A 17,850-nucleotide genomic window follows, 5' to 3' on the forward strand; every position below is an offset into this window, starting at 1 on the left:
AAGGATGAACGATGCTGCCCCGGCGCCCACCCCTGCGCCCGCGCCCCGCCGACGTGCCCGTGTCCGTGCCCCCGAGCTGATCGGCAAGGGTGGCTGGCTCAACACCGGCGGGAAGGAACTCACCCTCGCCGACCTGCGAGGTAAGTGCGTTCTTGTAGATTTCTGGACCTTTTGCTGCGTGAACTGCCTCCACGTGCTCGACGAGTTGCGCGAGCTGGAGGAGAAGCACCGCGACACCGTCGTGATCGTCGGGGTGCACTCGCCGAAGTTCGTGCACGAGGCCGAGCACTCCGCCGTCGTCGACGCCGTGGAGCGGTACGGGGTGCACCACCCCGTGCTCGACGATCCCGAGCTCGCGACCTGGAAGCAGTACGCCGTCCGTGCCTGGCCCACGCTCGTGGTGATCGACCCCGAGGGGTACGTCGTCGCGCAGCACGCCGGGGAGGGGCACGCGCACGCCATCGCGAAGCTCGTGGAGGAGCTGGAGGCCGAGCACGAGGCCAAGGGGACGCTGCGGCGCGGGGACGGGCCGTACGTGGCGCCCGAGCCGGTGGCGGGTGACCTGCGGTTCCCCGGGAAGGCGCTCGTGCTGCCCTCCGGGAACCTGCTCGTGTCCGATACGACCCGGCACCAGCTGGTGGAGCTTGAGCCCGACGGGGAGAGCGTCGTACGGCGCTTCGGCAGCGGGGAGCGCGGGTTCACCGCCGAGAGCTTCAGCGAGCCCCAGGGGCTGGCGCTGCTGCCCGACGGGTCCGTGGTCGTCGCCGACACCGTCAATCACGCGCTGCGGCGGTTCGACCCCGCGACCGGGGCCGTGGAGACCGTCGCCGGGACCGGACGGCAGTGGTGGCAGGGCTCGCCGACCTCCGGGCCGGCCTTGGAGGTGGCCCTGTCCTCGCCGTGGGACGTGGCCTGGTGGCAGGGCCGGGTGTGGATCGCCATGGCCGGGGTCCACCAGCTGTGGACCTGGGACCCGGAGAGCGGCACCGTGGCCGTCGCCGCCGGGACGACGAACGAGGGGCTGCACGACGGGCCGGCCGCCGAGGCCTGGTTCTCCCAGCCGTCCGGGCTCGCGGCCACCCCGGACCGCCTGTGGATCGCCGACTCCGAGAGCAGCGCCCTGCGGTACGTCCACCCCGACGGGGAGGGCGGCTACGCCATCACCACCGCGGTCGGCACCGGCCTCTTCGACTTCGGGCACCGGGACGGCGACGCCGCCCAGGCGCTGCTGCAGCACCCGCTCGGCGTCACCGCGCTGCCCGACGGGTCGGTCGCGGTGTGCGACACGTACAACCACGCCCTGCGGCGCTACGACCCGGCGAGCGGGCAGGTCACCACCCTCGCCACCGATCTCCGCGAGCCCAGCGACGCGGTGCTCGTCGGTGACGACATCGTGGTCGTGGAGTCGGCCCGGCACCGGCTGACCCGGCTGCGGCTTCCCGAGGAGGCCGTACGGGTGGACGCGGTCGCCCACCGCACGCAGCGGGCCGCCACCGAGGTGGCCCCCGGCACGCTCCGGCTCGACATCGTCTTCCAGGCGCCGAGCGGCCAGAAGCTCGACACCCGCTACGGGCCCTCCACCCGCCTGCTGGTCTCCTCGACCCCGCCCGAGCTCCTGACGGCGGGCGAGGGGGCCGGGACGGACCTGTTCCGGGAGCTCGCGCTGAACCCGGAGCTGACCGAGGGCGTCCTGCACGTCTCCGCGATGGCCGCCTCCTGCGACGACGACCCCGAGAACGAGTACCCGGCCTGCCACGTCCACCAGCAGGACTGGGGGGTACCGGTCCGCATCACCGCCGACGGCGTGACCCGGCTGCCCCTGGTGCTGGCGGGGATGGACGACTGAGACGCAGCGCTACGACAACGACCGTGCCCGCCGGGGGAGATCCCCCGGCGGGCACGGTCATGCGGTCGGTGCGTGGAGCCTCAGTTCTCCAGGAACGCCAGCATCACGTTGGCCAGGAGGTACGGGTCGTCCGCGCCGCACAGTTCGCGGGCGCTGTGCATGGAGAGGATGGCCACGCCGATGTCGACCGTCTGGATGCCGTGGCGGGCCGCGGTGATCGGGCCGATCGTCGTGCCGCACGGCATCGAGTTGTTGGAGACGAAGGTCTGCCACGGGACGCCGGCGCGTTCGCAGGCGTTCACGAACACCGCGCGGCCGCTGCCGTCGGTCGCGTAGCGCTGGTTGACGTTGACCTTCAGGATCGGGCCGCCGTTGGCGCGCGGGTGGTGCGTGGGGTCGTGCCGCTCCGCGTAGTTGGGGTGCACGGCGTGGCCGGTGTCCGAGGAGAGGCAGATGGCGCCGGCGAAGGCCCGCGCGCGGTCCTCGTAGGAACCGCCGCGCGAGAAGACTGAACGTTCCAGCACGTTGCCCAGCAGGGGCCCGTCCGCGCCGGTGTCCGACTGCGAGCCGTTCTCCTCGTGGTCGAAGGCGGCCAGGACGGGGATGTGCTCGAGCGTGCCGGCCGTGGAGGCCGCGACGAGGGCCGCGACGGCCGCGTGGACCGACAGCAGGTTGTCCATGCGCGGGCCCGCGAGGAGCTCGCGGTCGCGGCCCAGGTAGGCGGGCGGCTCGATCGAATGGACCATCAGGTCCCAGCCGGCGACGGAGCCGCGGTCGAGGCCTTCCTCGTCCTCCAGGAAGGCGATCAGGTCGCCTTCGTGGACGTCGCCGAGGCCCCAGATCGGCTGCATGTGCCGCTGCTTGTCCAGCTTGAGCCCGTCGGTGTTCGCCGACCGGTCCAGGTGCACGGCGAGTTGGGGTACGCGCATCAGCGCACGGTCGATGTTGACGAGCCGTTCGGTGCCGTCGAGCAGGGTGAGGCGTCCCGCCAGGCCCAGGTCGCGGTCGAGCCAGGTGTTGAGCAGGGTGCCGCCGTAGATCTCCACGGCGATCTGCCGCCAGCCCTGGTTGCCGGTGTCCGGCAGCGGCTTGACGCGGAGGTTGGGGGAGTCGGTGTGCGCGCCGATGATCCTGAACGGGGTGTGCGCGGCCGCGCCTTCGGGCACGTACCAGGCGATGATCGCGCCCCCGCGGAGTACGAACTTGCCTCCCGTGCTCGCGTCCCAGGCGTCCGTCTCGGCCAACTGCCTGAATCCGGCCTTCTCCAGCCGCTCGGCCGCGTTGGCCACGGCGTGGTACTGCGACGGACTCGCCGCCAGGAAGGTCATCAGGTCGTCGGTGTGGCCGCGGTCGAAGCGGGCGGCGGGAGAGCTCATGTGGTTCACCTTAACGACGGTCGTGTTCGTCATGGCCGGACTGCGGCGGATAGCCGGAGCAAGGGCCGCGGGGGGTGTGTCCCGGGGCACCCGGTGCTTGTCAGCCCGGCGGACGGTCGAAGCGGCGCTGCAGCTGTCTGCGCTCGCCCCGGCGGATGCGCGGGAGCATTTCCGGGGTCTGCGCGGAGCGCTGCGCGCGCCTCTTGCGTCCGGCGCAGAAGATACAGGCCTCACCGGGAGGGGCGTCGGGATCGATGGGTGCGCCGGGGTGCTCGGAGCATCCGGAGGCGTTGCGCGGCCGGGACAGCTCGCGGGCCACGATGAAGGCGCGGTGCAGGTCGTCGGCCATCGCGACGAAGTCCTCGGGGGGCGAGGACAGGCTCAGGTGGAAGCGCCGCTCCTCGACCGTGCGCAGGCGGGTCTGCAGCGCCTGGAGCGTGTACGGGGGCTCGGGCACGGGATAGCCGAGCCGGCGCTGCTCGCCGACGGGCGGGGTGGCGGCGGACGCGGCCCGGGCGCCCTGCGCGCGCAGTCCGAGGCGGCGCCGGTCGTTGCAGATCAGGCAGCGTCCCCAGCCGTCGGGCGCCTCGGGGTCCAGCGCGCCGTTGGGGTGCTCCGGACAGCCGGTGTAGCTCTTGGCGGGGGCGAGCCCGGCGGCGGTCTGGAAGGCGGTGTAGAGGGCGTCGGCCACCGATTCGTACTCGGTGGGGTGGGCGCCCTCGTAGAGCTCCTTGAGGTGGTCTCCGAGGCTGCCCACGGCGGACTGCAGCTCCTTGAGGGCATAGGGGCGCCCGGTCGGGACCGAGTACCCCCTGCTGCCGCGCCGCTGCTCCTGTGGACTCATACCCACGAGCGTCCCACGAACCACCGACATCCCGGGAACCCCGCAGCCCACAGGCGGTACGGGGCTGCGAGCCGGGTGTCTGCGCCCGCGCGCACGCCGACGGCCGGGCCCCCTGTGCGGAGGGCCCGGCCGTCTGCGCGTACGTACACCGCGTACAGCTGTGGGATGGGTGCCGAGGACTTAGAAGGCGGCCTCGTCGAGCTCCATCAGGGTGTTGTCGACGGACTCGGCGAGCGCGCGGGCCACCGAGACGCCCGGCAGGATCTGGGAGGCGAAGAACTTCGCCGCCGCGATCTTGCCGGTGTAGAACGCCACGTCCTTGGCGGAGGCGGCCGGCAGCTTCTCGGCGGCCACGGCCGCGCCCTTGAGGAGCAGGTAGCCGACGACCACGTCACCGGAGGCCATCAGCAGCCGGGTGGTGTTCTGGCCGACCTTGTAGATGTTCTTGACGTCCTCGCCGGTGGCGGTGAGGTCGACGATCATCTGGCCGACGATGGCCTCCAGGTCGACGGCCGCCTTGGCGAGCGCGTCGCGGGCCGGGGCGAGGTCCTCGCCGCCGGGGCCCTCGGCCAGGAACTTCTTCATCGTCTCGGAGAGGACGTTGAGGGAAGCACCCTGGTCGCGGACGATCTTCCGGAAGAAGAAGTCCTGGCCCTGGATGGCCGTGGTGCCCTCGTAGAGGGTGTCGATCTTGGCGTCGCGGATGTACTGCTCGATCGGGTATTCCTGCAGGTAGCCCGAGCCGCCGAAGGTCTGGAGCGACTGCGCGAGCTGCTCGTAGGACTTCTCGGAGCCGTAGCCCTTCACGATCGGCAGGAGCAGGTCGTTCAGCCCGACCAGGGACGCGGTGTCCTCGCCGGCGGCCTGCTTGACCTGGATCTCGTCCTGGATCGAGGCGGTGTACAGCACCAGGGCGCGCATGCCCTCGGCGTACGCCTTCTGCGTCATGAGCGAGCGGCGCACGTCGGGGTGGTGCGTGATGGTGACCTTGGGGGCCGCCTTGTCCATGAACTCGGCCAGGTCCGGACCCTGCACGCGCTGCTTGGCGTACTCCAGCGCGTTCAGGTAGCCGGTCGACAGGGTCGCGATGGCCTTCGTGCCGACCATCATCCGGGCGAACTCGATGATCATGAACATCTGGCGGATGCCGTCGTGCTTGTCACCGATCAGCCAGCCCTTGGCGGGGTGCTGGTCGCCGAAGGTCATCTCGCACGTGTTGGAGGCCTTGAGGCCCATCTTGTGCTCGACGTTCGTCGCGTAGACGCCGTTGCGCTCGCCCAGCTCGCCGGTCTCCCAGTCGAAGTGGAACTTGGGCACCAGGAAGAGCGAAAGCCCCTTCGTGCCCGGGCCGTGGCCCTCGGGGCGCGCGAGGACGTAGTGGAGGATGTTCTCCTCCATGTCGTGCTCGCCGGAGGTGATGAAGCGCTTGACGCCCTCGATGTGCCAGGAGCCGTCGTCCTGCTGGACCGCCTTGGTGCGGCCGGCGCCGACGTCCGAGCCGGCGTCCGGCTCGGTGAGGACCATCGTGGAGCCCCAGCGCTTCTCGACGGCGAGCGCGGCTATCTTCTTCTGGACCTCGTTGCCCTCTTCGAAGAGGACGCCGGCGAACGCCGGGCCGGAGGAGTACATCCAGACGGCCGGGTTCGCGCCCAGGATCGTCTCGGCGAAGGCCCAGATCAGGGAGCGGGGCGAGGTGGTGCCGCCGATCTCCTCGGGCAGGCCCAGACGCCAGTACTCGGAGTCCATGAAGGCCTTGTAGCTCTTCTTGAAGGACGCCGGGACGGGCGCGGTGTTCGTCGCCGGGTCGAAGACCGGCGGGTTGCGGTCGGCGTCCTCGAAGGAGGCGGCCAGCTCGTTCTCGGAGAGCTTGGCGATCTCGCTGAGGATCGTCTTGGCGGTCTCGGTGTCCATCTCACCGAACGGGCCAGTGCCGTACACGTTGTCGCGGCCGAGTACCTCGAAGAGGTTGAACTCGATGTCGCGGAGATTCGACTTGTAGTGCCCCATGGCGACGGCTCCGTTAAGGCTCGGTGAGAGTGGTTCCTCGTGCATACCAATCGGTAACGTAATGATGCTACCCACGGGTAATAACGGCAACCCTTCCGTGGTGACTGTGACCAGGGTCAAGTTCGAGCTCGCACCAGACGGTCTTGCTCCCGGGCCCCTGGATCACTCCCCATTGCAGCGCCAGCGCGTCGAGCAGGGCTAGGCCCCGGCCGGATTCCGCGTCGTCGGCCGCCTGTCGCAGTACGGGCCGTGCGCGCGGGTCGGGGTCGGTGAGCTCGACCCGCGTACGGGCTGCCCTTCCGATGACCCGCAGCGTGACCGGCGTGCCGTTGCCCAGGTGGGCGAGGGCGTTGGTGAGCAGCTCGCTGACGCAGAGCTCTACGTCTGGGCTCCCCAGGTGTTCCCGCACTGCGTGGCGGGCCAGGGGGATCGCACCGGGGGTGACGAGCAGCCGGAGCGTGAGGTCGCTGTTCATGGGGTGCCCGCCAGGGCTTCGGCGAGGCGCTGCGCGGTGGCGGGGTTGCAGTTGCCGAGGGCGATGAGGGGTGGGGAGTCGTACCGCCCGGCGTAGGAGAGGAGGTGGAGGCCGAGGGAGGGGAGCGTGATGCCGTGCGTGGCGAGTGCGGCTCGGAGGTTGTCCAGGGCCTGGGTCGCCTCGTGGTCGTGGGGGTGGTCGCTCATGGCGGAGCCGGCCTTTCGCAGCGGGGAGTGACGAACTGCTCACAGGCTGGCGTGGCTCGGCGTAGCTTGGGAAGCGTTTCGAGTCCACAGCGCGAAGTGTGGAAAGTGGGGGTCGGTGGCTGCGAGCAAGGACCTGGACGGCTCGGCGAATGTGTCGGCGTTCTACGGCAAGGAGTTGCGCTGGCGCCGCGAGACGGCGGGGCTCACGCTCCAGCAGACCGTGGCGGGCAGCTTCTACGGCGTCAGCTATCTGAGCGAGATCGAGCGGGGCCAGCGGACCATGCCGACGGATCTGGCACAGCACGTGGACCGGGTGCTGCGGACGGATGGGTTCTTCGCGCGATGCTGCGAGGACGTGCGCAAGGCGCGGAAGAGCCTCTTCGCGCCGTACTTCCAGGACGCCTTGGAGATGGAGACGCGAGCGCGGGACATCGAGGAGTGGAGCCCCATGCTCCTCCCTGGCGCTCTCCAACTGGAGCCGTACATCCGGGAGATCATCCACACCTTCAACCCAACGGATGGCGAGGCGGAGATTGCGAGGAAGGTCGCCCTGCGGCGCAGCCGCAGCTGGGTATTCGAGGAGCCTGAGGGGCCGGTGTCGTGGGTCGTCCTGCACGAGTCGATCCTTCGGGACCCGATCGTCCCGGACCAGGTCATGGCGGAACAGCTGGAGCACATCGCCGCCGTTGCGCGGCGCCGTCACTACGTTCCACAGATCCTTCCGTGGAATGCCGGGGCGCACCCTTTCATGATGGGATCGACCCTGCTCATGACGTTCAGCGATTCCCCGCCGGTGATGTACACGGAGGGCATGTACAGCGGCCAGCTCATTGACGACCCGGGCACGGTGGAGCAGTACCAGCGTGCGTACAACCGTCTTCGGGCGTCGGCACTGCCGCCCAAGACGTCTCTGAAGATGATCGAAGACGCTGCAGAGGACTTCGCAAATGGCAATCATGCACGACGACTTGAGCGCCGCCAGTTGGCGCACGAGCAGCTACAGCACCGCCACGGAGGGACTCTGCGTCGAGGTCGCTGACGGCATCCCAGGGCTCGTCCCCGTCCGGGATTCCAAGGTGCAGGGCGGGCCCGTCCTCATGATCGGGGCCACCGCGTGGGCGGGCTTCGTCACGGGGCTGAAGTCCCACTGACCGGAACTCGTCGTCCCGGCGGGCCACGCCATCGGTAGGCTTCGGGCCATGTACGGCTACGACCAGAACGTGAGCGCGGGGCAGCAGGGCGGCTACGCCCAGCAGCAGCCCCAGCAGGGCTACGCGCAGCAGCAGCCTCAGCAGCCGCTGTACCCCGAGCCCTCGCCGCCCTCCCTCGCGGACGCGGTACGCGCCTTCACGACCGGGTCGCTGTCCGCCGAGGACTTCCAGCAGATCTTCGCCTCCTCGAAGGTCTACTGCCCGCGCGGCGACACCCCGGGCTTCCTCGCGCTGCACAACACGCAGCAGCCGGTCATCCCGATGTTCACCACGCTCAAGGAGCTGCGCCGGTACGCCGGCAAGGAGTCCAAGTACTTCGTGATCACCGGCGCCGAGGTGATCGACCTGCTGCCCACCGGCTACGGCTTCGTCCTCGACATGGAGGGCGACCACCGGATGGTCTTCGACGCGAAGGCGGTCGAGCAGATGGTCGACTTCGCCATGCGCCGCATGTACGGCTAGAAGCCGACGCCGGGGGGCTGACATGCTGCGCGTGCACTTCGAGGCCGAGGACCTGCTCAACGTCACTTTCGCGAGCGAGCCCCTGCCCCTGGTGGAGCTGGCCCTCGCGCTGGTCGCCGCGCAGCGTACGGACCAGCAGGCGGTTTTCGGCCGTTGGCGGAGCCTGGCCGCGCGGGACCTGCCGGGGCGGGTGCGGCCGCTGTTCGACCTGCTGCGCCCCGACGGCGACAACCCCCACTTCGTGGAGCCGTACACACGGAACCTGGAGGAGGGCCTCAGCGTCATCCGGGACCGGGTCCCCTTCCTCACGCCGGAGGGACTGGCCCGCGCCGCCACCCGTGCGCCCGGGTCCCCGAGCTGGCTGCATGCCCTCTGGGGCCAGGACCGGGAGGCCTGGAACCAGCTCGACTCCGCGATCCGGTCCGCGTACGACGTCCTCATCGCCCCGCACTGGCAGCGCATCCGGCAGTCCTTCCAGGCGGACGTGGCCTGGCGGACCCGGCTGCTGGCAGCGCACGGGATCAAGGCCTGCCTGGCGAGCACGCACCCGGAGGCCGACTGGTCGGGCCTGGTCTTCGAGGTGGGCCGGCCGCCGGACTACGAGGTCCGGCTCGGCGGGCGCGGGCTGATGCTGATGCCCTCGCCGTTCTGGACGGGCCGCCCGCTGCTGGACGACCAGCCGGACGGGACGTACGTACTCCTCTACCCGGCGCTGACCCCCCTCCCGCTGGTCTCCCCGGACCGGGCGGACGGCGCGCTGGACGCGCTGCTGGGGCGGACCCGGGCGGCCGTGCTCCAGCTGCTGGTCGAGCAGCGGACCACCTCCGAGCTGGCCCGCGACCTCCACATCAGCCTCCCGTCGGTCTCGGAGCACACCCGCACCCTGCGCGCGGCAGGCCTGATCACCACGGCGCGGGACGGCAAGGCGGTCCTGCACTCCGCGACGGCCCTGGGCGTGGACCTCCTCCACAGCGGCGGCTGACTTCAGGAGCGGTGGCGCAGCCGCCAGAAGACCGCCGCCACCGCGGTCAGCGCGACGGCAATGGCGCCGTACGTCCACAGGAGGCCGAGGTCGGGGCGGTGGGCCAGGGAGGTGCGGATGCCTGCGAAGGCCAGGGCGCCGACCGCCTGGGCGCCGCCCTCCACGCCTCCGAACCCCGTCGACCAGCGCAGCAGCAGGCAGCAGGCCAGGCAGAGGACGCCCCAGGTGGCGAGGTAGGGCCACGGCGAGCCGGGGAGCGGTTCCAGGGGGAGGCCGGTGGCCGCCCACCGGTAGGAGGCGTACCCGAGGGCCACGACCGCGGCCGTGACGGCGGCGGACCAGCCCAGTGCGGCGAGCACGGCCCGCGGGTTCCCGTGCTCGGTGCCCGCCTCCGCGCTGGGCTGCGCGCCGTCGGCCTCGTGCGTCGAGGTGGTCACTGATCGGGCTCCTGTCATGCGGCGTGCGTCGGTCCGTACGTATCGACCATGTCGATCATGAGGACGCCCGTCCGGGGCCTCTGGTTGTCCCGGGCATGACCACTCTCCCCGGACCGGGCGGTCTCGGAGCCGAGCGCAGGTTTCGGCGGTACCCGAAAGGATCGCGGCGGCGGCCGAGACTCCCGAATATCAGTGCTGCGGGGGGAAACCCGCTCCTACTGACAGGGGGACTGTGATGGCACGTACGTCCTTACGCACGAAGCTCGCGACAGTGGCGGTCACGGGGGTGATGGCGCTGGGTACGGGGGTCCTGGCGGCATCGCCGGCGCAGGCCGTCGCGACCTACTGCCCGAGCGGGTACGCCTGCATCTACTGGGGCACCACCGTGGACAGCGGGATCCGGCAGAGCTGGAAGTACGCCGGCGTGTACAAGATCTACGGCTACAACGGCAAACACCTGATCACGAACAACCAGACCGACGGCTGGAAGATCTGGCTGTGCCACAACACCAACGGCACCGACTGTGACGGCGTGTGGCCGGGGAACTCGGTCGTGCTCGACATGACCCCGTACAACTCGATCACGATCCAGCCGTAGGCCCTTCGGACCTTCGGCCCTGCCCGAAAGGATCGCGGCGGCGGCCGCGACTTCCGAACATCGGTGCTGTGGGGGATGCACGGGGGGTCCCCCACAACCCCGCTCGATCTCGATCCGGACTTCGACCTGAGGAGCCAGTCATGATGCGTACTCGTAAGACTTCGGCCACGCGTGCGGGGCTTCGTACGAAGGCGGCCGCCGTCCTGGCGACCGTGGCCCTGACCATGGGCGTGGGCGTCCTCGCCGCGGCTCCGGCCGAGGCGGCGACGGCCCACTGGTGCCGGTACCACCCCACCTGCGACTGACGGGCCGCGCGCCGAGCGCGCAGCCGAGAGAACCTGAGACCCCGGGGGGAATTCCCCCGGGGTCTTCTCTGTTCTGTCGGGTGGCAGAAAGTTCGGGTTTCAACTAAACTCGACGCCAGAAGGAGGTTCCGACCATGCCTGCAGTGACTGTGGAGAACCCGTTGACGCTCCCGCGCGTCGGGGAGCCGGCCCAGGAGACGACCGCCCGCAAGGTGCTGGCCGTCACGACCGCCCCGGGTGGCTTCGAGGGCGAGGGATTCCCTGTGCGCCGTGCGTTCGCCGGGATCAACTACCAGTACCTCGACCCGTTCATCATGATGGACCAGATGGGCGAGGTGGAGTACGCCCCGGGCGAGCCCAAGGGCACCCCCTGGCACCCCCACCGCGGCTTCGAGACCGTCACCTACCTGATCGACGGAACCTTCGTCCACCAGGACAGCAACGGCGGCGGCGGAGTCATAAACGGCGGCGACACCCAGTGGATGACCGCGGGAAGCGGCTTGCTTCACATCGAGGCCCCGCCGGAGTCCCTCGTGTTGTCCGGCGGGCTCTTCCACGGCCTCCAGCTGTGGGTGAACCTCCCCGCCTCCGACAAGATGATGCCCCCGCGCTACCAGGACATCGGCGGCGGCCAGGTCCAGCTCCTCTCCACCCCGGACGGCGGCGCCCTGCTCCGCGTGATCGCCGGTGAGCTGGACGGCCACCAGGGCCCCGGCATCACCCACACCCCGATCACGATGATCCACGCGACGGTCGCACCCGGCGCGCAGATCACCCTCCCGTGGCGCGAGGACTTCAACGCCCTGGCGTACGTCATGGCAGGGCGCGGCACGGTCGGCGAGGACAGGCGGCCGGTGCACACCGGGCAGACCGTGGTCTTCGGCGAGGGCGGCTCGCTGACCCTGCGGGCCGACGAGGGCCAGGACTCCAACGCCCCCGCGCTGGAGATCGTCCTGCTCGGCGGGCAGCCGATCCGGGAGCCGATGGCGCACTACGGGCCGTTCGTGATGAACAGCAAGCACGAGCTGCAGCAGGCGTTCGACGACTTCCAGGCGGGCCGGCTGGGCCGCATCCCCACCACCGCGCGCACCGGCCTCGGCCACCGCGGCACGGGCGAGGCCGACAGCGAGTAGACGCACCGAGTAGGAGGACGCGGGCCCCGTACGGGGCCCGGCCCGAGTACGTCACCGGCCGGCCGGGCGCGAGCCCGGACCGGCCGGACGCCGTTGGTGCGCCGGGCCGGGCCGGGCCGGGCCGCCGGTCGAGTCGGCACGAGGCAGCGCCGGCATTCGCCCGCAGGGGTGGGCCGGGAGCCGCTAGGGTCGGCAGCCCACGAGGTCACCCCGGCGGCGAAGAGCGGGGTCAGGGGAGGGAATCTCGTTGAGCGGTGGACAGAAGAGTCTGGCTGATCACCCCTTTGTCGTCATCGTCGCCCTCATCGGCACCCTTCTCGGCGTATTCGTCGCCGTCAAGGAGCTGGCGGCCCCGGACGCCCCGCCGCCCGCGGCGACCGCACAGCCTCCGGCGCAGCCCTCGTTGCGCCCGAACGGCCAGGCGTCACCCGACGCCGGCAGCGCCACCCGCGCGGCGCCTCCCGCGCAAGAGACGGAACCGTCCGGGGCCGACGAGACCACCGCGCCGGAGCGGCGGCCCGGGTCCGGGCCCAAGAACTCGCAGCCGGTGAACCCACCCTCCGCGCCTCCCCCGCGTCCATCCCCGCAGCACACCGGCGCCTTGACCGTTCGCATCGTGATGGGGTCGAGCGGCAAGATCGCGCCGAACGTCTATCGGACCCGGTCCACGCCCGGCGCCAACACCGAGGTCTACGACGCGACGGGCCGCCTGGACACCGGCTGCTACGTGCAGTGGACGCTCAAGCGCGGTAGTGAGGTGGTCAAGCTCCACCGCAGCGGCCGTTGCCGGCCGCCGAGCGTCACCCTCTTCAACTTTGACGACAGCCTCAGGGAGGTCGGCACGTACACGTTGCAGGCCGACATCACCACCGACTGGGGTCAGACGGGAAGCAAGACCATCGAGTTCGAGGTGGCCGCAGGCTAGGGCCGACGGGCGGCAGGCCCTCAGGCGCCCGCCCGCAGCACCTGGACCAGCCGCGAGCTGCTGTCGGCGCCGAAGCCCGCGGCGACCCCGCGGCGGTACAGGTCGGCGTGCGCGGTCAGGATCCCGGTGTCGACGCCGGAGTCGGCGGCTGTGTGGAGGATGTGCTCCACGCTCGCCGCGCACATGGCGAGGCGCTCGTACGTGCCCGCGTGCGCGTCCGCGTCGATCAGCGGGGCGGAGCCCTCGTAGAAGCCGCGCATGGTGTCGGCGGTGTAGCCGGCGTACGGCACGATGTCCGCGGCCGTAAGGCCGTTGGCCTGCGCCACGGCGAGGGCCTGGTACCAGCCGGTGTACGCGGTCCAGAACATGATCATGTTGAGCTGGTAGTAGAGCTGCGCGTAGCCGGCGTCGGCGCCCCGGTAGTCGGTGGCGGCGAGTACGTCGAGTGCCGCGCGGTGGGCGGCGTAGACGTCCTCGGGTCCGCTGACGAACATCGACGAGCCCTCCTGGCCGATGCCGGTGGGCGGTACGTTCACCCCGCCCGTGAGGTACGAGGCCCCGCGCTCCTGCGCCCAGCGGGAGGCTGCCCGGGCCTTGTCGGGTACGTCGGACGACAGGTTGGCCAGGACCCGGCCGCCGAGGTCGGCGTCGGCGAGGGCCGTGTACATGGCGTCCACGTCGATGAGGCTGAGCACGGTCAGCCCGCTCGCGGCGACCGCGTCGGCGGCGCTGCCGGCCCGCCGCGCACCGCGCGCCACAAGCTCGGTGTCCTTGCCGGGGCTGCGGTTCCAGACGGTGACCTCGTACCCGGCGTCCAGGTAGGCGGCGGCCATGGCGCGGCCCATGGGGCCGAGTCCGATGACGGTGACCTGGTGGGGGACGTGGTTCGAGACCTGGTTCGGGACCTGGTTCATGGCAGAGCTCTCCTCGGGTCGATGTCTGCGGCTCTCTAGAACGAACGCTCTATCCGGCGCTCGGGGTGAACGTAGCACGCCACTAGAACGAACGCTCTATCTAGATTCGAGGTAGGGTTCCCCCATGGCAGCAGCAGAGGTGAAGACGAAGGCGACGGCGGACGGAGGGCTCGGGACGCGGGAGCGGCTGGTCCGCACCGCCTCGCGCCTGCTCCAGCACGGCGGGTACGAGAACGCGCCGGTCAAGCAGCTCGTCCGCGAGGCGGAGGCCACCCTCGGCTCGCTGTACCACTTCTTCCCCGGTGGCAAGCAGGAGCTCGCGGTCGCCGCGATCCACTTCGGCGACGAGGAGTTCGCCGAGGGGCTCCGCTCCGGGCTGTCCGCCCACGCCGACCCGGCGCGCGCCATAGAGGCCGTCGCGGAGCTGCTCGCCGAGGCGCTCGAAGCGTCCGACTGGCGCGACGGCTGCCCGGTGACGCCCACGGCGCTGGAATCGGTCGGCCGCCTGCCGGAGCTCCAGGCGGCCTGCGCCCGGGCCTTCGCGAACTGGCAGGAGCTCGTCGCCGCGAAGCTCCTGGCCTGCGGCCACCCGGAGGCGGAGGCGCGCGAGCTGGCGGTCACCGTGATCAACACCCTGGAGGGCGCCGAGATGACCTCCCAGGTCACGCAGAGCCGCACCCCCCTCCTCCTGGCGGGCCGGCACCTCGCGCGCCTGGTCTCCTCGTACGCCACCGCCACCACGCAGGGACGATCGGACTGATCATCAGGACCTTCGGCGGGCGGCTGCGGCTACGGCGGGCTGTTGGCTTATCCGTGGCATACGCGCCCAGCCGATCAGCCCACCGAAAGAGCCCGAGTTGAACACCGAACCGCCTCCCTACCCCCCGATGCAGCAGGCGGCCCCGTACCCCGCGGAGGCCGTCGGCACGTACGCCCCGCAGGAGATGCCGAAGGCCGTGAAGACGGCACGGATCGTGCTGTTCGTGGAGGCGGGCCTGAACCTCGTGATCGGGCTCTTCCTCCTCCTGCTCACCTCCGCGGGGACCGTCGCGGACGAGACCGGCGAGGCGGGGCTCACCGGCGGGGCCCTTCTCGTCACCGCTCTGGTCACGCTGCTCATGGGCATCGCCTGCCTGGTGATCGGCCTCAAGTTCCGCACGGGCGGGAACCGCGTGCGGATCGCCGCCATCGTGGTCGCGGCACTCACCGGCGCGAATGCCCTGATCGGGCTGGTCTCCGGGGATGGGATGTCCGCGCCGAGCGTGGCCATCACCGCCATCCTGCTGTCCTGCTGCCTGAAGAAGGAGAGCGCGGCCTGGTTCCGGCGGCCCAGGCCGTAACCGGCCAAGCAGGCCCTGGCGCACGCCATCGCGGCCGGCGCCCTGGCCCCGGAGCAGCGGCTGCCCTCCGAGCGGTACCTGGACGAGCCGTCGACTGCTCTGCACCACCTAAAACGAGGTGACGGCGGTTGTGCCTCCACGGATGTCCACCCTCGAGTGGTTGGGTGGAGTCCGACGCCCCGCGAGGAAGCCGGACCTTCGGACGGACCTTCGGACGGGCCCTTCGAGGAGGTGGCCGCGGTGGTGGAGTCATCGTCCGATGCCCGGAGTGATGCGGGATCCGTCGAGGCCGGCGGCTACCGGCAGGAGCTGAAGCGGACGCTCGGCTCCTTCCAGGTGTTCGCGATCTCGTTCGCGTTCATCTCGGTGGCGGTCGGCATCTTCGCGACCTTCGACGAAGTCCTGCTGACCGCCGGGCCGGTCGGGATCTGGCTGTGGATCGTCGCTGCGGTGGGACAGACCCTGGTGGCGTTGGTGGTCGCCCAGTTCGCGGCCCGCATCCCGCTCAGCGGTTCCTCGTACCAGTGGGCCTCGCGGCTGGCCAGCCCGAAGATCGGCTGGTGGTTCGGGTGGCTGACCTTCTGTTATCTGGCGATCGGCGTGGTGGCGGTCGACAACGCGCTCGCCAGCCAGGCGTTCATGCCGCTCGCCGGCATGGCGCCGGACGAGGGCGCCGCGCGCCTGATCACCCTGGTGGTGCTGCTCGTCCAGACCGTGCTGGCCGTGGCTTCCACGCGTCTCGTCAGTCTGATCAACACGGTCGCGGTGGGGCTCGAGCTGGCGCTCGTCGTGGTGGTGGCGATCGGGCTCGTCATCGCGGTGGCCGTCACGGGCGACGGCGCGGTCGGCAACCTCACCTCGCGTGGTGTCGTCGAGAGCACCCCGGACTATTTCGCGGTCGGCGGCGGGCTGATGCTTGCGATGATCATGGGGCTCGCGACCCTCGTCGGCTTCGACTCGGCGGCGAACCTGGCCGAGGAGGCCAAGGACCCGTTCCGCACCGTTCCGCGCGCGATCGTGGGGTCGGTCGTGGCGGCCGGGGTTCTGGGCATGCTGTTCCTGATCACGCTCACGGTCGCGATCGAGGACATCCCCCGCATCAGCGCCGAGGGCTCACCGGTCGCGGCGATCATGCGTGACCAGCTCGGTCCGGTGATGGAGAGGACGCTGCTGGTCGCGATCACCATCGCGTTCTTCGGCGCCGGGATCGTGGTGATGGTCTCGTGCTCGCGGCTCGTCTTCGCCATGTCGCGCGACGCGCGCTTCCCCGCCCACCAGCTGATGCGGCGGGTCAACCCCCACACGCGGACGCCGATCCCGGCGACCGTGCTGGTCTTCGCCCTGGGCGTCGTCCTGATGGTCGCACTGCCGGGAGCCGCGCTGCTGGAGCTGATCACGGCCTCGACCATCCTCCCCGCGGTCACCTACGGCGCGACCATCGTGCTCTACCTGGCGGTGCGCGGACGCCTGAGCCGCAAGAAGGGCGCCTTCGACCTGGGACGCTTCGAACTGCCGGTCGCCATCTGCGCACTGCTGTGGACGCTCGTCGCGCTGTTCGTCCTGGTGACCCCGAAGGAGGCCTTCGTCTCCGTGGTGATCGTGGTGGGCCTCCTCCTGCTCGGCGGCCTGTTCTACCTCGGCATGCTGATGTTCGACCGCCGGGCCCTGGAGACCGAGCCGGGCGAGGCGGACTCCTTCACCCGCTGACCGGACATCAGGCCTGCGTCGCGTAGCGGGACTTCAGCTCCGAGACCACGCCGAAGAAGGCCGCGGTCAGCGGTACGGCCAGCAGCATCCCGAGGATGCCGGCGACGCTCGCGCCGGCCGTGATCGCCAGCATGACCACCGCCGGGTGCATCTGCACCGTGCGGCTCTGCACCATGGGCTGGAGGATGTACCCCTCGATCATCTGGACCGCGAGCACCAAGCCCAGCGCCCACAGGCCGATCACCCAGCCCCGGTCGGCGAGGGCGACGAGGACCGCCACGGCGCCGGAGAGGAAGGCGCCGAGGTAGGGGATGTAGGCGGTCACGAACACCAGGGCGGCCAGTCCCACGGCGCCGGGGACCTGCAGGATCAGCAGGCCCGCGCCGATCAGCACGGCGTCGACCAGGGCCACGAAGGTGGTCCCGCGCATGAAGCCCTCGACGGCCCCGTACGCGCGCCGCCCCATCGCCTCCATCAGGTCGCCCGAGCGGCTCGGCACCATCGAGCGCAGCGTGCCCACGGCACGGTCGGAGTCGCGGAGGAAGAAGAAGATCAGCACCATGGCCAGCAGGGCCGTCGCGAGCATCGCCGCGACCACGCTGAGCCCGGTGACCACGCCCGAGGCGGCCGTTCCGCCGAACTTGGTGAGCAGGTCCTTGGAGTTCTTGGCCACGTCCTCCAGGGAGGTGCCGAGCGCCCCGAAGTGCTTCGCGAGGTCCGCGCCGGCCTTCCGCAGGGAGTCGATGATCTGGTCGCCGGTCTCGATGAGCGCGAGGACGACGATGTAGCCGGCCCCGCCGACGACGGCGGCCACGGTCAGGCAGGTGAGGGCCGCGGCGAGCGAGCGGTTGACCTTCATGCGGACCAGCCGTCGGTGCATCGGCCCGAGCAGGGCCGTGCCGAGCACGGCGAGCAGGACGGGCGTGACCACCGTCCGGAAGACGGTGCAGAGCCACACGACGAGCGCGAGGACGGCGGTGGCGAGGAGGACGACGACACACCAGGCGGCGAGGCGGCGGACGGGCTCGGGCAGCAGGGGAGTTGTCGGCACGGCTCATCCAAACACGCCGGTGGCCCGCCGC

20 protein-coding genes are annotated in these 17,850 nt (G+C 70.9%); 12 read left to right on the plus strand and 8 right to left on the minus strand.

Annotation, left to right across the window (positions count from 1 at the left end):
* The first annotated feature begins 4 nt into the window (after positions 1–4).
* Entirely contained in the window at positions 5–1,846 is a 1,842-nt protein-coding gene (locus tag AC3IYI_RS21180) for an NHL domain-containing thioredoxin family protein (protein WP_489405249.1), read from the plus strand.
* Between the two features lie 80 nt (positions 1,847–1,926).
* Here AC3IYI_RS21180 and AC3IYI_RS21185 read toward each other — a convergent pair whose 3' ends face one another.
* From AC3IYI_RS21185 to AC3IYI_RS21205, 5 genes are all read right to left on the minus strand, one after another.
* Positions 1,927–3,222: a M18 family aminopeptidase gene (locus AC3IYI_RS21185; RefSeq protein WP_489405250.1), complete on the minus strand. Its 1,296-nt coding sequence runs from the start codon at positions 3,220–3,222 to the stop codon at positions 1,927–1,929.
* Between the two features lie 100 nt (positions 3,223–3,322).
* Positions 3,323–4,066 carry a hypothetical protein gene (locus tag AC3IYI_RS21190; RefSeq protein ID WP_489405251.1) on the minus strand — a complete coding sequence of 248 codons (744 nt, stop codon included), beginning with the start codon at positions 4,064–4,066 and terminating at the stop codon, positions 3,323–3,325.
* Between the two features lie 180 nt (positions 4,067–4,246).
* Positions 4,247–6,073, minus strand: coding sequence for an acyl-CoA dehydrogenase (locus tag AC3IYI_RS21195; protein WP_489405252.1), 1,827 nt, complete (start codon positions 6,071–6,073; stop codon positions 4,247–4,249).
* Positions 6,074–6,140: 67 nt separating this feature from the next.
* A complete protein-coding gene (locus AC3IYI_RS21200) occupies positions 6,141–6,548 on the minus strand; it encodes an ATP-binding protein (RefSeq protein ID WP_489405253.1) in 408 nt (135 codons plus the stop codon).
* A complete protein-coding gene (locus AC3IYI_RS21205) occupies positions 6,545–6,754 on the minus strand; it encodes a hypothetical protein (RefSeq protein WP_489405254.1) in 210 nt (69 codons plus the stop codon). The genes AC3IYI_RS21200 and AC3IYI_RS21205 overlap by 4 nt, the downstream gene beginning before the upstream one ends.
* A 115-nt stretch (positions 6,755–6,869) precedes the next feature.
* Between AC3IYI_RS21205 and AC3IYI_RS21210 the strand changes: the two genes are divergently transcribed.
* Genes AC3IYI_RS21210 through AC3IYI_RS21225 form a run of 4 tightly spaced genes read left to right on the plus strand, consistent with a single transcriptional unit; the run spans position 6,870 to position 9,409 of the window.
* Positions 6,870–7,793 (plus strand): helix-turn-helix domain-containing protein, encoded by a 924-nt coding sequence (locus tag AC3IYI_RS21210; protein WP_489405255.1) that lies wholly within the window; start codon positions 6,870–6,872, stop codon positions 7,791–7,793.
* Positions 7,711–7,905, plus strand: coding sequence for a DUF397 domain-containing protein (locus AC3IYI_RS21215; RefSeq protein ID WP_489405256.1), 195 nt, complete (start codon positions 7,711–7,713; stop codon positions 7,903–7,905). Before AC3IYI_RS21210 ends, AC3IYI_RS21215 begins: the two co-directional genes overlap by 83 nt.
* Positions 7,906–7,953: 48 nt before the next feature.
* Positions 7,954–8,427 carry an SseB family protein gene (locus tag AC3IYI_RS21220; RefSeq protein ID WP_489405257.1) on the plus strand — a complete coding sequence of 158 codons (474 nt, stop codon included), beginning with the start codon at positions 7,954–7,956 and terminating at the stop codon, positions 8,425–8,427.
* A gap of 22 nt (positions 8,428–8,449) precedes the next feature.
* Positions 8,450–9,409 carry an ArsR/SmtB family transcription factor gene (locus tag AC3IYI_RS21225; protein WP_489405258.1) on the plus strand — a complete coding sequence of 320 codons (960 nt, stop codon included), beginning with the start codon at positions 8,450–8,452 and terminating at the stop codon, positions 9,407–9,409.
* A gap of 2 nt (positions 9,410–9,411) precedes the next feature.
* Here the strand turns inward: AC3IYI_RS21225 and AC3IYI_RS21230 are convergent, their stop codons facing one another.
* On the minus strand, positions 9,412–9,846 hold the full coding sequence (locus AC3IYI_RS21230; protein ID WP_489405259.1) for a hypothetical protein: 435 nt from the start codon (positions 9,844–9,846) through the stop codon (positions 9,412–9,414).
* A 235-nt stretch (positions 9,847–10,081) separates the two neighbouring features.
* Between AC3IYI_RS21230 and AC3IYI_RS21235 the strand changes: the two genes are divergently transcribed.
* The 4 genes from AC3IYI_RS21235 (at position 10,082) to AC3IYI_RS21250 (ending at position 12,807) form a co-directional block, all read left to right on the plus strand.
* Entirely contained in the window at positions 10,082–10,444 is a 363-nt protein-coding gene (locus AC3IYI_RS21235; RefSeq protein WP_489405260.1) for a hypothetical protein, read from the plus strand.
* A 140-nt stretch (positions 10,445–10,584) separates the two neighbouring features.
* Positions 10,585–10,749, plus strand: coding sequence for a hypothetical protein (locus AC3IYI_RS21240; RefSeq protein WP_489405261.1), 165 nt, complete (start codon positions 10,585–10,587; stop codon positions 10,747–10,749).
* 134 nt (positions 10,750–10,883) lie between these two features.
* Positions 10,884–11,882, plus strand: coding sequence for a pirin family protein (locus tag AC3IYI_RS21245; RefSeq protein ID WP_489405262.1), 999 nt, complete (start codon positions 10,884–10,886; stop codon positions 11,880–11,882).
* Between the two features lie 247 nt (positions 11,883–12,129).
* Positions 12,130–12,807 carry a hypothetical protein gene (locus AC3IYI_RS21250; protein WP_489405263.1) on the plus strand — a complete coding sequence of 226 codons (678 nt, stop codon included), beginning with the start codon at positions 12,130–12,132 and terminating at the stop codon, positions 12,805–12,807.
* 20 nt (positions 12,808–12,827) lie between these two features.
* Here the strand turns inward: AC3IYI_RS21250 and AC3IYI_RS21255 are convergent, their stop codons facing one another.
* The gene (locus AC3IYI_RS21255; protein WP_489405264.1) at positions 12,828–13,721 is read right to left on the minus strand and encodes an NAD(P)-dependent oxidoreductase; all 894 of its coding nucleotides are present in this window, start codon (positions 13,719–13,721) and stop codon (positions 12,828–12,830) included.
* 124 nt (positions 13,722–13,845) lie between these two features.
* Here AC3IYI_RS21255 and AC3IYI_RS21260 point away from each other — a divergent pair, with 124 nt between their 5' ends.
* From AC3IYI_RS21260 to AC3IYI_RS21270, 3 genes are all read left to right on the plus strand, one after another.
* Positions 13,846–14,481 (plus strand): TetR/AcrR family transcriptional regulator, encoded by a 636-nt coding sequence (locus AC3IYI_RS21260; RefSeq protein WP_489405265.1) that lies wholly within the window; start codon positions 13,846–13,848, stop codon positions 14,479–14,481.
* 97 nt (positions 14,482–14,578) lie between these two features.
* Entirely contained in the window at positions 14,579–15,061 is a 483-nt protein-coding gene (locus tag AC3IYI_RS21265) for a hypothetical protein (RefSeq protein ID WP_489405266.1), read from the plus strand.
* A gap of 240 nt (positions 15,062–15,301) precedes the next feature.
* Positions 15,302–16,768 carry an APC family permease gene (locus AC3IYI_RS21270; protein ID WP_489405267.1) on the plus strand — a complete coding sequence of 489 codons (1,467 nt, stop codon included), beginning with the start codon at positions 15,302–15,304 and terminating at the stop codon, positions 16,766–16,768.
* Positions 16,769–16,775: 7 nt separating this feature from the next.
* On the opposite strand, the gene AC3IYI_RS21275 is transcribed toward AC3IYI_RS21270, so the two are convergent.
* Positions 16,776–17,819: an AI-2E family transporter gene (locus AC3IYI_RS21275; protein ID WP_489405268.1), complete on the minus strand. Its 1,044-nt coding sequence runs from the start codon at positions 17,817–17,819 to the stop codon at positions 16,776–16,778.
* Positions 17,820–17,850: the final 31 nt, after the last annotated feature.

The sequence above is a fragment of the Streptomyces sp. GL_148 genome, from assembly GCF_057834205.1.

Excerpts from the sequence above, each read along its gene's own strand:
- AC3IYI_RS21235 (WP_489405260.1), top strand. The coding sequence starts at position 10,082 with ATGGCACGTACGTCCTTACGCACGAAGCTCGCGACAGTGGCGGTCACG.
- AC3IYI_RS21180 (WP_489405249.1), top strand. The coding sequence starts at position 5 with ATGAACGATGCTGCCCCGGCGCCCACCCCTGCGCCCGCGCCCCGCCGA.
- AC3IYI_RS21185 (WP_489405250.1), bottom strand. The coding sequence starts at position 3,222 with ATGAGCTCTCCCGCCGCCCGCTTCGACCGCGGCCACACCGACGACCTG.
- AC3IYI_RS21215 (WP_489405256.1), top strand. The coding sequence starts at position 7,711 with ATGCACGACGACTTGAGCGCCGCCAGTTGGCGCACGAGCAGCTACAGC.
- AC3IYI_RS21190 (WP_489405251.1), bottom strand. The coding sequence starts at position 4,066 with ATGAGTCCACAGGAGCAGCGGCGCGGCAGCAGGGGGTACTCGGTCCCG.
- AC3IYI_RS21255 (WP_489405264.1), bottom strand. The coding sequence starts at position 13,721 with ATGAACCAGGTCCCGAACCAGGTCTCGAACCACGTCCCCCACCAGGTC.
- AC3IYI_RS21240 (WP_489405261.1), top strand. The coding sequence starts at position 10,585 with ATGATGCGTACTCGTAAGACTTCGGCCACGCGTGCGGGGCTTCGTACG.
- AC3IYI_RS21260 (WP_489405265.1), top strand. The coding sequence starts at position 13,846 with ATGGCAGCAGCAGAGGTGAAGACGAAGGCGACGGCGGACGGAGGGCTC.
- AC3IYI_RS21195 (WP_489405252.1), bottom strand. The coding sequence starts at position 6,073 with ATGGGGCACTACAAGTCGAATCTCCGCGACATCGAGTTCAACCTCTTC.
- AC3IYI_RS21225 (WP_489405258.1), top strand. The coding sequence starts at position 8,450 with ATGCTGCGCGTGCACTTCGAGGCCGAGGACCTGCTCAACGTCACTTTC.
- AC3IYI_RS21220 (WP_489405257.1), top strand. The coding sequence starts at position 7,954 with ATGTACGGCTACGACCAGAACGTGAGCGCGGGGCAGCAGGGCGGCTAC.
- AC3IYI_RS21245 (WP_489405262.1), top strand. The coding sequence starts at position 10,884 with ATGCCTGCAGTGACTGTGGAGAACCCGTTGACGCTCCCGCGCGTCGGG.
- AC3IYI_RS21200 (WP_489405253.1), bottom strand. The coding sequence starts at position 6,548 with ATGAACAGCGACCTCACGCTCCGGCTGCTCGTCACCCCCGGTGCGATC.
- AC3IYI_RS21205 (WP_489405254.1), bottom strand. The coding sequence starts at position 6,754 with ATGAGCGACCACCCCCACGACCACGAGGCGACCCAGGCCCTGGACAAC.